This is a genomic window from Aeromonas sp. SG16 (assembly GCF_024436135.1).
In the GTDB taxonomy this organism is placed as follows: domain Bacteria; phylum Pseudomonadota; class Gammaproteobacteria; order Enterobacterales; family Aeromonadaceae; genus Aeromonas; species Aeromonas jandaei.
In genome coordinates this window covers 125,330-138,277 of record NZ_JANFNW010000001.1, presented here as the reverse complement: position 1 = coordinate 138,277, position 12,948 = coordinate 125,330, and the positions used below count along the sequence as shown (strand labels likewise).

Genomic DNA, 12,948 nt, shown 5'->3' with positions numbered 1-12,948 from the left:
AGTGAACGAATGATGAGTGAAGGACAACTCGCCGCTCTTCTGATCTGGCTGCTGCTACTGACTTTCAGCCTGCGCCGCACCCTGTGGCAATTGCTTCATGACAACCCCCTCTATCAGCATCTGCTGCTGGGAAGCGCCATCGCCCTCATCCCGCTCTGGACGCTGCGCGCCGGTCTGCACGACGGACTGGAGGTGCATTTTCTCGGACTCACCACCCTCACCCTGCTGCTGGGCTGGCGGCTGGCCCTGCTCGCCCCCTGCCTGACCCTGCTGGTACTCGACTACTTTGGCGTCACCAATCTGGCCGACTTTGGCTGGCAGGCGCTGGTTGGCATTGCCCTGCCGGTAGCCAGCAGCTGGCTGCTGTTTCTGGCCAGCTGGGCCTGGCTGCCGCGCCATCTCTTTGTCTATATCTTCGTTGCCGCCTTTCTTGGCGGCGCCCTCGCCATCTCGGTCAAGGTGGCAGCCAGCGCCCTGCTGATGGGGATAAGCGGCAGCTACCCCTGGCATACCATCACGGCAGACTACCTCTCCATCTGGCCGCTGCTGCTGTTCCCCGAAGCCCTGCTCAACGGCATGGCGATGACGGTGCTCGCCATCTACCGCCCCCACTGGGTCAACACCTTCTTCGATCGCACCTATCTGGGCAAATAACTCCTTTTCCCCGATCTGCGCGCATAAAAAAGGAGAGGCCATGGCCTCTCCTTTTGCTATTCCGAATTGTGACAAATCCCGGCTTAGTGCAGCTTCAGGGTCGGACGCAATACCCGGTTGATGCGACCCACCAGCATGATGAGGCCGGTCTTGACGTAGCCATGCAGGGCGATCTGGTGCATCCGGTAGAGAGAGATGTACACCAGACGGGCGATGTAGCCTTCCACCATCATGGAGCCGCGCATCAGGTTGCCCATCAGGCTGCCCACAGTGGAGAAGCGGCTGAGGGATACCAGCGAACCGTGGTCGTGGTAGAGGTAGGGCTTCATCTCGCCGCCGTTCATCTTGGCCAGAATGTTCTTGAATGCCTGGCTGGCCATCTGGTGGGCAGACTGGGCGCGCGGCGGCACGAACTTGCCATCCGGCTGCGGGCAGGCTGCGCAGTCACCGATAACGAAGATGTTCTCGTCACGGGTGGTCTGCAGGGTCTCTTTCACCACCAGCTGGTTGATGCGGTTGGTCTCAAGACCAGCGATATCCTTCATGAAATCCGGCGCCTTGATACCGGCAGCCCACACCATCAGGTCAGCTTCAATCAGCTCGCCATCCTTGGTATGCAGACCTTCGGCAGTCGCTTCGGTGATCATGGTGGCGGTACGCACATCCACACCCAGCTTGACCAGCTCTTGATGAGCGGCGCCGCTGATGCGCTCCGGCAGGGCCGGCAGGATGCGGGGGCCCGCTTCCACCAGGGTCACCTTCAGACTGTCGGTGGTGAGGTTCTTGAAGCCGTAGGCATAGAGCTGCTCGACCGCGTTGTAGAGCTCGGCAGAGAGCTCGACGCCGGTGGCGCCGCCACCAACGATGGCAATCTTCACCTTGTCGCCCGGCTGATATTCGGTGGCGAACTGCAGGAAGCGGTTCATCATGCTGTTGTGGAAACGGTGCGCCTGGGAGGGGCTATCGAGGAAAATGCAGTGATCCTTGATGCCCTTGGTGTTGAAGTCATTGGAGACAGAGCCGATGGCCATCACCAGATAGTCGTAAGGCAGCTCGCGCTCGTTGACCACGATGTCGCCACTGTCGTCGTGGATCGGGGCCAGTACGATGCGTTTCTCGTCACGCTTGATGTCGGTCAGGGTGCCGAGCTGGAAGTCGAAACCGTGGTTCTTGGCGTGAGACTGGTAGCTCAGGGCATCGATGCCCGCGTCCATGGAGCCGGTCGCCACTTCGTGCAGCAGGGGCTTCCACAGGTGGGTGCGGTTGCGATCGACCAGAGTGATCTTGGCCTTGTTCTTCTTGCCAAGCTTGCGACCCAGACTGGTGGCCAGCTCCAGACCACCGGCGCCGCCGCCTACAACGACAATATTCATCATGATGATTTTTCCTCGGTTCCTCAAAACGAAAGGGAGCCATTGGCTCCCTAAAACGAAATCGGTCGACGTGATGGATCAGGCTTCTTTGAAGGCCTTCATCCGCTGCAGATGGTGCGAGATGTTTTTGAACTTATGGGTCTCGCGATCATCCCACACGATGTCGTAATAGTTCTTCAATTCACGTTCAGTGTCCCGATTATCGCGCACTTCATCCTGAACGGAAAGGATGCACAGGCAGTTTCCTGAATTTTTCTTACGAAATTCAGTTACACACTTGGTGCCAATATCCTCGTACTCCTCCGGCCGGTCGATCTTGCCCTGCATGTTCTCTTCAGGGTGCAGATTGGGGTTGAAGATCACCTGACGAATGCCGCACAAAAAGCCGATGCGCTCGCTCCAGTAGCCACCGAGTCCGACACCGCAGATGAGGGGCTTGGGATCTGTGCTCATGTCGAGCTGCTTCTTCACTTCCTTGAGCAGGTGGCTCATATCGTGACGGGGGTGAACCGTGCTGTAGTGCACGAAACGCACATCATCATCAATAAACTGCAACTGCAGCACTTTCTCGTGATTGCCGGGGCTGGTGGCATCGAAGCCATGCAGGTAGATGATCATGGATAAGACCTCAGGATCTGTGTCGGTTTTATCGAAACTACCCCAGCGGCAGCCTCACGCGCCACCAAAACATCCAACTTTCTTGCTTTGGATCACGCCAGCCCCTGCAACAAGATGCTGCGCGGGAGCCCTTGCCCGGCGCAATACACAGAGCAGCCCTATCAAAGTGAGAGGCGGTGGCCAAAAATGATACCGCCATTACCAATCTGAGATGCCCGGCAGTGCCCTTTGTCCCTCTTCTTGTGCCTGATCCCGATCCGGATGTGATTGAACCCTCAAAAAAGCCAAACGTTTTCACCACCAGTCACGATTGAGCATGTTTTGTGCACTGACCATGGCCTGCACCGGATCCCTCCCTCCTGCTAATCCGGATGAGCTTGGCGATCCACGCACTCGATAACATCTGTGACCGGGAAAGCCGCGGCTTTCCCTATCTTGCCCCTGCCCGTTGCCGGGGCTCGCCAAGGAGAGATCTGTTGATGAACGAGACCAATCCCCCCGCCTCCCGACCGGGAAAGCGAATACGTCCCGATGACGAAGTGGAGCGCATGCTCCCCGCTGGCCAGCTATTTACCCTCGGCCTGCAGCATGTGCTGGTGATGTACGCCGGCGCCGTCGCCGTCCCACTGGTGATAGGCGGCAGTCTGGGACTGCCCAAGGAGCAGATCTCCTACCTTATCAGTTCGGATCTCTTCTGCTGCGGCATCGTCACCCTGCTGCAGTGTGTCGGTATCGGACGTTTCGCCGGGATCCGGCTACCGGTCATCATGTCGGTCACCTTTGCCGCCGTGATGCCCATGCTGGCCATCGGTGCCAATCCGGATCTGGGGCTCACCGGCATCTTCGGCGCCACCATAGCCGCTGGTATCATCTCGACCCTGCTGGTGCCCCTGATAGGCCGGTTGATGCCGCTCTTCCCCACCGTAGTGACCGGGGTGGTGATCACCTCCATCGGGATCAGCATCATGCAGGTGGGGATCGACTGGATGGCGGGGGGCAAGGGCAACCCCGAATATGGCAGCCTGCGCTATATCGGCACCAGCTTTGTGGTGCTCGCCTTCATTCTGGCTGTGACCCGCTTCACCAAAGGTTTTTTCAGCAATATCTCGGTGCTGCTCGGGATCATCTTCGGCTTCATAGTAGCCATCGCCATGGGAGAGGTGAGTCTCGACGGTCTTGGTGAGGCGGCCTGGTTTGCCCCCATAGTACCGTTCGCCTTTGGTTGGCCCACCTTCGATCCCATTTCCATCGCCACCCTGACGGTGATCATGCTGATCACCTTCATCGAATCGATGGGGATGTTTCTGGCGCTCGGCGATATCGTAGGCCATCCGGCCAGTCGCGGCGATATTGTACGCGGGCTGCGGGTGGATGCCATCGGCACCATCATCGGCGGAGTCTTCAACAGCTTCCCCCACACCTCGTTCTCCCAGAATATCGGGTTGGTGAGTGTGACCGGGGTATCGAGCCGCTGGGTTTGCGTGATGTCAGGGGGGATCCTGCTCGCCTTTGGCCTTATCCCCAAGATGTCGGTGATGGTCGCCTCCATCCCTCCCTTCGTGCTGGGGGGCGCAGGCATAGTGATGTTCGGCATGGTGCTGGCAACCGGCATTCGCATTCTGGCGCGGGCCGACTACAACACCAACCGCCACAATCTCTACATTGTCGCCATCAGCCTCGGGATCGGCATGATCCCGACCGTCTCCGGCTCTTTCTTCCAGCACTTCCCGGCGGCACTGCAGCCGCTGTTTCATAGCGGCATTCTGCTGGCCACCATCAGCTCGGTAGTGCTCAACCTCTTCTTCAACGGCTACCAACCGGATCTGACCCACCAGACCAAACCATTGCTGGTCGGCCCGGTCAAACCGAAGCAAGAGCAGGCATAACCAACAGGCCCCGGACACAGGTCCGGGGCCTGTCACTCACATCACCGCTTACCCAATCAGGCTGGCAGCTGTGCGAAGCGCTCTACCGCCTGCGCCACCTGAGCCAGACTCCCCTGCCAGAAGGCCGACTGGCGAATATCCTGCCCCAGATGTTTTGCCACCAGCGCCTCGGCGCTCATGCGGCCGGTATCGCGCAGCAGATCGCGGTACGCCTGCGCCACATTGTCGTCTCCCGCCGCCTTGCGACTCATCAGTTGCTCATACACGCCGAGGCTGAAGAGATAACCGAACAGATAGGGATAGTTGTAAAAACCCAGCCCGGCGATGGAGAAGTGCGCCTTGGCCGCCCAGAACATGGGGTGATAGCGGCAGAGGCTCTTCTCATACCAGCGTCCCCACGCCTCATCGGTCAGCGCCTTGAGGCGGGCCGGCGCAACATAGCCATGCTCCCGCTCGGCCACCAGCGCCCGCTCGAAGTCGAAACGGGCCGGGATATTTACCAGGAAGGTAGCTGCACCATCGGCCTCAGCCCAGGCGATCGCCAACTGCTCTTCGGGACTTTCTGCCTGCTCGAACAGGGCGCTGCGCACCAGAGTCTCGGCAAAGATGGAGGCCGTTTCGGCCAACGTCATGGGATAGCTGCGCTGACTCATCGGCAGATCGCGGATCACCCAGTTGTGCCAGGCGTGGCCCAGCTCATGGGCCAGCGTAATGACGTTGTCCATGGTGCCGGCATAGGTGACGAAGACCCGCGGCTCGACCGGTTCGGCAAATTTGGTGCAGTAGGCGCCGGTGCGGCGATTTGGCGTGGGCGCCGCATCGATCCACCCCTTCTCGGCCATCATCCGGGCAAACTCCCCCATCTCGGGATCAAAACGAGCAAAGGCAGCGGCAATCAGCTCGATCGCCTCCTCGAACGGGATCTCGCGGCTGCTGGCAGCAGGAGGCGGCGCAAAGAGATCCTCGGCCCCAGGATCGTCAATGCCAAGGCGTGCGGCCATCAGCTCCAGCGCCCGCTGACCAAGGGTTCGGGCCTGCCAGGTCTCGCTCATCAGCGTATCCAGGGTGGCGCGCTCGATATGGCTCTGATGACAGGAGAGAGCGAGCGCATCGAGCTGCCGCTCACTACCGCGCTGACGCGAGAGCTCCAGCCGCCAGCCGTTGATGGCGTTGAGGATGGCGGCCACCGTCTCCTGCTCTCCCTCCCAGCCTGCGCTGATGGCATCAAATGCTTCCCGGCGCAGGGAGCGCAGCGGGCTGGAGAGCAGATTGCTCGCCTCCGCCAGTCCCATCTCGCGGCCATCGATCACCAGCCGGATCTTGCCCACCAGATCGTTGTAGAGGTTGCCCCAAGCGTGCAGCCCATCGGTACCAAGACCGATCACCAGCTGCTCTGCCGCCACCGGCAGGCGCTGATCCTGCAATCTGCGTTCGTGACGCAGGCGATACTCCTCCTCGCCAAGCAGGGGATCCGCCATCAACAGACCAAATTCGGCCTCCGGCAGCGCTAGCATCAGGTCTTCCACCGGCGCCAGCGTCTTGAACAGATCGGCATTGAGGGCGCGAGCACGGGATGCCAGCTGCTTGGCCTGGGTATCGCGAGCATCCTGACTGCCCCGGCAGGCGGCCAGAATCGCCACGTTCCAGCCGATATGACGAATGCGGCGGGCACGCAGGCGCACCTCCCGCAGACAATCTTGCCGCGCATCCCCCGCAAGGTCGGCCAGATTGGCGACCAGTGCCGCCAGTGGTGCAAGGGCGGCACGGGCCTCGGCCATGTCGGACTCAAGCTCGGGACTGTCGAGAGCAGGATAAATATGGTGGTTGTGCCACTGCTGAAGGTATCGGGTTGCTTGCATTGAAGGCTCGTTATCAAGATGTCGAACAGGGAGAGATAGCCGCCAGCATCTGTCACTGGCGGCCCCGAAAGATAATGCAGGGTCTTATTTGGCTGGCTTGAGTTTGCTTACCAGCGTCATCGCCAGCACCAGCAGCAGGCCCGCCACCACACCGGCCACCGCGTTGAGCAGAGTCGGCATCACCACTGCCAGTACGGCCCCCACAGTGGGCAGAGTGGCGACAACAGCGGCGGCACCTTCAATGAGGTGATGGGCAAAAGGCCAACCATGCACCAGAATGCCGCCGCCCACCATGAACATAGCGATCGTCCCCACCAGCGCCAGCAGATGCATCAGCTTGGGCGCCGTACTCAGCAATCCCTGCCCCACCGCGCGGCGCAGTGCCCCGCCATCCGGCTTTTTCAGGAGATGCAGGCCGATATCATCCAGTTTGACAATCAACCCCACCAGCCCGTAGACCCCGATGGTCATCAGCAGGGCGATACCCGCCACCACCGAGAGCTGCAGGGCGATGCTCGCCCCCTGCACAGTGCCAAGGGCGATGACGATGATCTCGGCGGAGAGAATAAAGTCGGTGCGGATCGCCCCCTTCACCTTCTGCTGCTCGAAGGCCACCAGATCGTCAGGAATGGGGCCGGCATGATGTTCTCCCTCCTCCTGATGAGGCAAAAACTTGTGCGCCAGCTTCTCGGCACCTTCAAAGCAGAGGTAAGCGCCCCCCAGCATCAAGAGCGGAGTGATGAGCCAGGGCACCAGAGCACTGATGGCGATGGCGGCAGGTACCAGAATCAACTTGTTGCGAAATGAGCCCTTGGCCACCGCCCACACCACCGGCAGCTCCCGCTCGGCACGCACTCCGGAGACCTGCTCCGCATTGAGAGCAAGATCGTCCCCCAACACCCCGGCAGTCTTCTTCGCCGCCATCTTGGTCATCAGCGCCACGTCATCAAGCACGCTGGCAATATCGTCGAGCAGGGCCAACAAACTGGTTCCGGCCATATCAGAGATTCCTTATATCAATGAGAACAACCCTTGGAGAAAGATGTGCGGTCTGATGACCACCAGGGTCAGCAGGGCCACCTCATGGCGGTGGCAGGCCATCATCGGCCGCGCCAGGCAACCGTCGCTCGCCATCTGGGGTTACTTCTTTCGGGCAAAAGATGGCACAGTGTAACGAGAAGCTACCGTTTCGGCAGCAACCCGGAGCCATTTGTTATTGGCCCTCCTCAACACACCAGCAAGGAGTCCCCATGCAACCCTGGCAACCTCTGCTCGATTTCTGGTTTGGCGACCCGACCGACGACACCCTGCGCGCCAAACGACAAGCCCCGCTCTGGTGGGGCAAAAGTAGCGAGACCGATGCCCTGCTGGCCCGGCGCTTTGGCGCGCAAGCAGAGGCGGCCGCCAACGGGGAGCTGGCCGACTGGGCCGATCAGCCCCACGGCAGGCTGGCGCTGATCCTGCTGCTCGACCAGTTGCCCCGCAATATCCATCGCGGCACCCCCACCGCCTTTGCCCGGGATCCGCTCGCCCGCGAGCAGTGCCTCAAGGGGCTATCCCTTGGCATGGATCGGCAGCTCTCGCCGCTGGAGCGGGTCTTCTTCTATCTGCCGCTGGAACACGCCGAATCCCGCGAGCAGCAAGCCAGAAGCGTGGCCCTGTTTGAAGAGCTGGCGGCCGAGCAGGCGCACTCCCCAGCGAACGAGACCTTCGCGGGCTTTGCCGACTTTGCCCGCAGCCATCAGGTGATCATCGAACGCTTTGGCCGCTTCCCCCACCGCAACGACATTCTGGGTCGCACCTCGACGCCGGAAGAGGCGACGTTTTTGCTGCAACCCGGTTCGGGCTTCTAAACCGGCCAGCCATAAAAAAATCCCCGCCATGATCATGACGGGGATTTCTCTTTGCACCGGCCAACCCTCTGGTCAGCTCAAGCCATGGTTATGCCTTGGCGGGAGCACTCTCGCCCAGCTCTTCGGTCTCGCCCAGACTGTCTTCGGTCTTGGCGACCACGCTGGCGGCGATGGCGTTGCCCAGCACGTTGGTGGCAGAGCGACCCATATCGAGGAAGTGGTCGATACCCAGCAGCAGCAGGATGCCCGCTTCCGGAATGTGGAACTGGTTCAGGGTCGCGGCAATCACTACCAGAGAGGCGCGCGGCACCCCGGCCATCCCCTTGGAGGTGACCATCAGCAGCAGCAGCATGGTGATCTGCTGGGCGGTGGAGAGCTCGATGCCATAAGCCTGAGCGATGAACATCACCGCGAAGGTGCAGTACATCATGGAGCCGTCGAGGTTGAAGGAGTAACCCATTGGCAGCACGAAACTGGCGATGCGTTTGTCACAACCAAACTTCTCCAGACGATCCAGCGTCTTCGGATAGGCCGCTTCAGAGCTGGCGGTAGAGAAGGCAAGCAGGATGGGTTCGCGGATCATCGCCAGCAGCTTGATGATGCGGCCACGCAGGAAGGCGCCACCCATGGCGATCAGCAGCAGCCAGAGGCAGCCAAGGGCGATGTAGAACTGGGCCATGAAGCTGCCGTAGGTAACCAGAATACCCAACCCCTCTTTGGCCACCATGGCGGCAATGGCGCCAAACACGGCGAACGGCGCAAAGTTCATCACGTAGCCGGTCACTTTCAGCATGATCTCGGCAGCACTGGCCATCAGCACTACCACCGGTTTGGCCAGATCGCCCAGCGCCGCAGCGGCCAGACCAAAGAACAGGGAGAAGACCACGATCTGCAGGATCTCGTTGGTGGCCATCGCCTCGACCACGCTTTTCGGAATGGCGTGAGTCACGAAATCTTTCAGGGTAATCGCGCCGGCAGAGATGCCAGAGGTAGCGGCATCATTGGGCAGGGAGAGGGAGAGGCCCACACCCGGCTGCATCAGGGTGACCATCACCAGACCCAGGCTCAGGGAGAGCAGGGAGGCCAGCATGAACCAGCCGAGGGTTTTGGCACCGATACGACCCACAGTGCGGGTATCGCCCATCTTGGCGATGCCGACCACCAGGGTGGTGAAGACCAATGGCGCGATGATCATCTTGATCAGTCGCAGGAAGATATCGGTCAGGATCGTGATGTTGTTTGCAAAGTCTGCCGCCTGATCGGCAGCAAACAGGCGATAGCCCTGGCCGGTAAGGATGCCAAGCAACATCGAAATGAGGATGGCGACCGTCAGTTTATTCATTTTCATGGGGGAGTCCCGGTTTTGATTGGTGCAAGCCGTTGACAGTGGCATGGGAGCCACTACAGTCCGTTTTTGTGATCCGAGCCGTTGATTCCTGGCGGCTGGTATGCTGGGAGAATGCCTAAAAGCAGGGGGTAAATCTAGAGGCTTACTCCAGAATTTTATGCTGCTGTTAGATGTATGTGATATGGATCTTGCAACAAACCGATATTAATCACCGTTTATTTTTATATCAGCAAGATATTTGGTGGAAAGCGACTGTTTATTAATTGCCCGCTTTAGCAACCGGAAGGTAAGCAGGGCCGAGATGGTGTGTTGTACCTGCATCTGCGCCATGAAGGTGTCCGGCTCATCCTCGTCAAAGCCGAACATGGGGCGCTCCGGGGTCACCCTTATCGCATCGCGCGCAATGGTCAGCTCCTCCACCTGCAGCATGGGGTAACCCTCCCGCTGCGCTAGCTCCCCTGCCCGCTTGAGCACATATTTGCGGGCCGTCTCCCTGTCCACCAGATCGTTGCCGACAAACTCCAGCTGCCACTTGTCAGGCGCAAGGCGGGTCTCGGAAAAGCCGGTGCGACCGTTCCAGAACGACTTCTCCTGCTGATATGGCGTGGCACAGCCACCGAGCAGCAGCGAGAGCAAAACCAGAGATCGCCAGATGGATGCAGAGAGAGACACGATAATCCCCGTCAGGGCAGAACAGTGCCGCTACTACAGCACAGCGCAAGGGGGATAGACAATCGCAGCAACGGCAAAGAGCAGAAAAGAAAAAAGGCCTTGTCGTTTGACAAGGCCTTTTCCGGGGAATGATGGTCGGCGTGAGAGGATTTGAACCTCCGACCCCTGACACCCCATGACAGTGCGCTACCTGGCTGCGCTACACGCCGACGAAGTCAGTCTGAGCTGACGGGGGCTGAGTTTATGGAGATGGCCCTGCCCTGTCAACAAAGAAACGCCGCCAATTCCCCGACAATGGTGCGTTCGCCTGCTTTGCGAACAATCAGCGGTTAAAGGTCAGCCGCTTGCCCAGGATCTGGTCAGTGACCTGCCCGTTTTGCCAGGCGATCTGGCCGTTCACCAGAGTCATCTCCACCGTGCTGTGGAAACGGTAGCCGTTGAAGGGCGACCAGCCACAGTGGTAGAGGATGTTGTCATCGTTGACCACGTAGGGCTTGCCCAGATCCAGCAGCACCAGATCGGCAAAATAGCCCTCGCGGATGTAGCCGCGATCCTGCACCTGGAAACGCTCGGCCACCGCATGGGAGGTCTTCTTGACGATAGTCTCCAGAGTGAACACGCCGTTATGGTAGAGCTCCAGCAATGCCTGCAGGGAGTGCTGCACCAGCGGCACACCGGACGGCGCCTTGAAGTAGCTGTTCTGCTTCTCCTCCCAGGTGTGGGGGGCGTGGTCGGTGGCGATGATGTCGAGCACGTCATTGCGCACCGCATCGAGCAGCGCGTGCTGATCGGCCGCGCTCTTCACCGCCGGGTTGCACTTGATCTGGCTACCGAGGGTGTCGTAATCGGCTTCGTTGAAGAACAGATGGTGAACACACACCTCGGCGGTGATGTTCTTGTCTTTCAGTTCACTGAGATCGTGACTGGCGGTAAAGAGCGACAGCTCCTTGGCCGAGGTCAGATGCAGCACATGCAGCTTGGCACCGTACTGCTTGGCCAGCGCCACCGCCATGCTGGAGGATTTGTAGCACGCCTCGTCACTACGAATGCGACCATGCTCGCCCATCGGCACATTCTCGCCCCACTTGGCCCGCGCCGCCTCTTCGGCTTTGGCGATGGTCGGGGTGTCTTCGCAGTGAGTAACGATCATCACCGGGCTCTCGCGGAAAATGGCCGCCAGGGTCTCCTGATTGTCCACCAGCATGTTGCCAGTCGAGGAGCCCATAAACACCTTGACCCCACAGGACTGCTTGGGATCGAGTCGCTTGATCTCTTCCAGGTTGTCGTTGGTGGCACCGAGATAGAAGCTGTAGTTGGCGACGGAGGAGTTGGCGGCGATCTGGTATTTGGCTTCGAGGGCGTCGAGGGTGGTGGTCTGGGGATTGACGTTGGGCATTTCCATGAAACTGGTGGTACCACCGGCGACGGCGGCCCGGGATTCACTGGCGATAGTCCCCTTGTGGGTCAGCCCCGGCTCCCGGAAGTGGACCTGATCATCGATCATTCCGGGGATGAGGTGGCGACCTGCGGCATCGATCACCACCGCATCGTGCGCGTCGATATCGGGTGCGATGCGGGCAATCCGTTCCCCCTCGATCAACACGTCGGAGGCATAGATGCGGCCTTCGTTGACCAAGGTGGCATTCTTGATAAGCAGTTTGTTCATGGGGGGTTCCAGTTCCTTTGCCGATAATCGCGGGTCATAATAGCGCAAAACTGCCCTTTCTCTGTAGCAAGGCCTGACTGATGAAGTTATTTGTAAGAGATTTGACCGTGATCGACTCCAGCTACCTCTGCGAACGCCGCGGCATGGTAGGTGAGAGCTGGCTGGTAGATATCGAAATGAGCGGCGAGCTCAACGAGATGAGCATGTTGCTGGACTTCGGCCGGGTAAAGAAGCTGATCAAGTCGATCATCGATGACGAGGTGGATCACAAGCTGCTGGTCCCGACCGATTGCTCTCTGGTGCATGTCGAGACGCTGGAAGATGGCGAGAGCTGCGTCGATCTGCTGCGCCCCGGCCGCTCCATCCACCTGCGCTGCCCGACTCAGGGTTTTGCCTTTATCCCTGCCCCGCAGGTCGACAAGGAGTCGGTCACTCACTACCTGCTGGCGGTTCTGGCCAAGCGGCTGCCGGGCAACATCAAGGATCTGTCGCTGACCCTGCGTCAGGAAGCCATCGACGGCCCCTTCTATCACTACAGCCACGGCCTGAAGAAGCACGATGGCAACTGTCAGCGTATCGCCCACGGCCACCGCTCCCCCATCGAGATCCACATCGATGGCGAGCGTGATGGCGAGCTGGAGCTTAACTGGGCCGAACGCTGGGCAGATATCTATCTCGGCACCGATGAAGATAAAGTTGCCCTCGCAGAGCTGGCCCTCAGTGCCCGTGCCAACGTGCAGCTGGGTGAACACCACACCGGCTTCAAATATGTGGCGCCGCAGGGGCTGTTCCAGCTGGCCATCCCCACCACCGAGGTGGAGATGATCGACACCGACACCACGGTCGAGCTGCTGGCCTGCTACATCGCCCGTGAAGTGAAGAAGATGGTGGGCGACAAGTTCGTCAAGATTGTTGCCTATGAAGGGGTCGGCAAGGGCGCCATCGCCTACGCCTGATCCTCTTGTCACTGTCACAAACAACAAGGCCCCGCATCTGCGGGGCCTTGTTGTTTCAGCCTG

The 12,948-nt window shown here is 59.8% G+C and carries 11 protein-coding genes and 1 tRNA gene; 4 read left to right on the top strand and 8 right to left on the bottom strand.

Features of this window, described 5'->3' with window-relative positions; all coding sequences use genetic code 11:
• Positions 1-12 precede the first annotated feature (12 nt).
• Positions 13-654, top strand: coding sequence for an energy-coupling factor ABC transporter permease (locus NOM67_RS00615; protein WP_042053233.1), 642 nt, complete (start codon positions 13-15; stop codon positions 652-654).
• An 83-nt stretch (positions 655-737) separates the two neighbouring features.
• Here NOM67_RS00615 and NOM67_RS00610 read toward each other — a convergent pair whose 3' ends face one another.
• Together NOM67_RS00610 and ycfP are read right to left on the bottom strand one after the other, a co-directional pair.
• The gene (locus NOM67_RS00610) at positions 738-2,030 is read right to left on the bottom strand and encodes an NAD(P)/FAD-dependent oxidoreductase (protein WP_041209916.1); all 1,293 of its coding nucleotides are present in this window, start codon (positions 2,028-2,030) and stop codon (positions 738-740) included.
• Positions 2,031-2,105: 75 nt separating this feature from the next.
• Entirely contained in the window at positions 2,106-2,645 is a 540-nt protein-coding gene (gene ycfP, locus NOM67_RS00605; RefSeq protein WP_033113393.1) for an alpha/beta hydrolase YcfP, read from the bottom strand.
• A gap of 479 nt (positions 2,646-3,124) precedes the next feature.
• On the opposite strand from ycfP, the gene NOM67_RS00600 reads away from it, so the two are divergent.
• Positions 3,125-4,531, top strand: a complete 1,407-nt coding sequence (locus NOM67_RS00600) for a nucleobase:cation symporter-2 family protein (RefSeq protein WP_071911567.1) — start codon at positions 3,125-3,127, stop codon at positions 4,529-4,531.
• 56 nt (positions 4,532-4,587) lie between these two features.
• Here NOM67_RS00600 and NOM67_RS00595 read toward each other — a convergent pair whose 3' ends face one another.
• Together NOM67_RS00595 and NOM67_RS00590 are read right to left on the bottom strand one after the other, a co-directional pair.
• Positions 4,588-6,390, bottom strand: a complete 1,803-nt coding sequence (locus NOM67_RS00595) for a M3 family oligoendopeptidase (protein WP_255933100.1) — start codon at positions 6,388-6,390, stop codon at positions 4,588-4,590.
• A gap of 84 nt (positions 6,391-6,474) precedes the next feature.
• On the bottom strand, positions 6,475-7,389 hold the full coding sequence (locus NOM67_RS00590) for a DUF808 domain-containing protein (RefSeq protein ID WP_255933099.1): 915 nt from the start codon (positions 7,387-7,389) through the stop codon (positions 6,475-6,477).
• A 251-nt stretch (positions 7,390-7,640) separates the two neighbouring features.
• Here NOM67_RS00590 and NOM67_RS00585 point away from each other — a divergent pair, with 251 nt between their 5' ends.
• Positions 7,641-8,243, top strand: coding sequence for a DUF924 family protein (locus tag NOM67_RS00585; protein WP_255933098.1), 603 nt, complete (start codon positions 7,641-7,643; stop codon positions 8,241-8,243).
• Positions 8,244-8,331: 88 nt separating this feature from the next.
• Here the strand turns inward: NOM67_RS00585 and NOM67_RS00580 are convergent, their stop codons facing one another.
• The 4 genes from NOM67_RS00580 to NOM67_RS00565 form a co-directional block, all read right to left on the bottom strand.
• Positions 8,332-9,591 carry a dicarboxylate/amino acid:cation symporter gene (locus tag NOM67_RS00580; RefSeq protein WP_033113388.1) on the bottom strand — a complete coding sequence of 420 codons (1,260 nt, stop codon included), beginning with the start codon at positions 9,589-9,591 and terminating at the stop codon, positions 8,332-8,334.
• A gap of 204 nt (positions 9,592-9,795) precedes the next feature.
• Positions 9,796-10,263, bottom strand: a complete 468-nt coding sequence (locus tag NOM67_RS00575; RefSeq protein ID WP_255933096.1) for a hypothetical protein — start codon at positions 10,261-10,263, stop codon at positions 9,796-9,798.
• Between the two features lie 132 nt (positions 10,264-10,395).
• Positions 10,396-10,472, bottom strand: a tRNA-Pro gene (locus tag NOM67_RS00570).
• A gap of 113 nt (positions 10,473-10,585) precedes the next feature.
• Positions 10,586-11,929 carry a dihydroorotase gene (locus tag NOM67_RS00565; RefSeq protein ID WP_042033408.1) on the bottom strand — a complete coding sequence of 448 codons (1,344 nt, stop codon included), beginning with the start codon at positions 11,927-11,929 and terminating at the stop codon, positions 10,586-10,588.
• Between the two features lie 80 nt (positions 11,930-12,009).
• On the opposite strand from NOM67_RS00565, the gene NOM67_RS00560 reads away from it, so the two are divergent.
• On the top strand, positions 12,010-12,885 hold the full coding sequence (locus tag NOM67_RS00560) for a 6-carboxytetrahydropterin synthase (protein WP_255933093.1): 876 nt from the start codon (positions 12,010-12,012) through the stop codon (positions 12,883-12,885).
• The last annotated feature ends 63 nt before the right edge of the window (positions 12,886-12,948 follow it).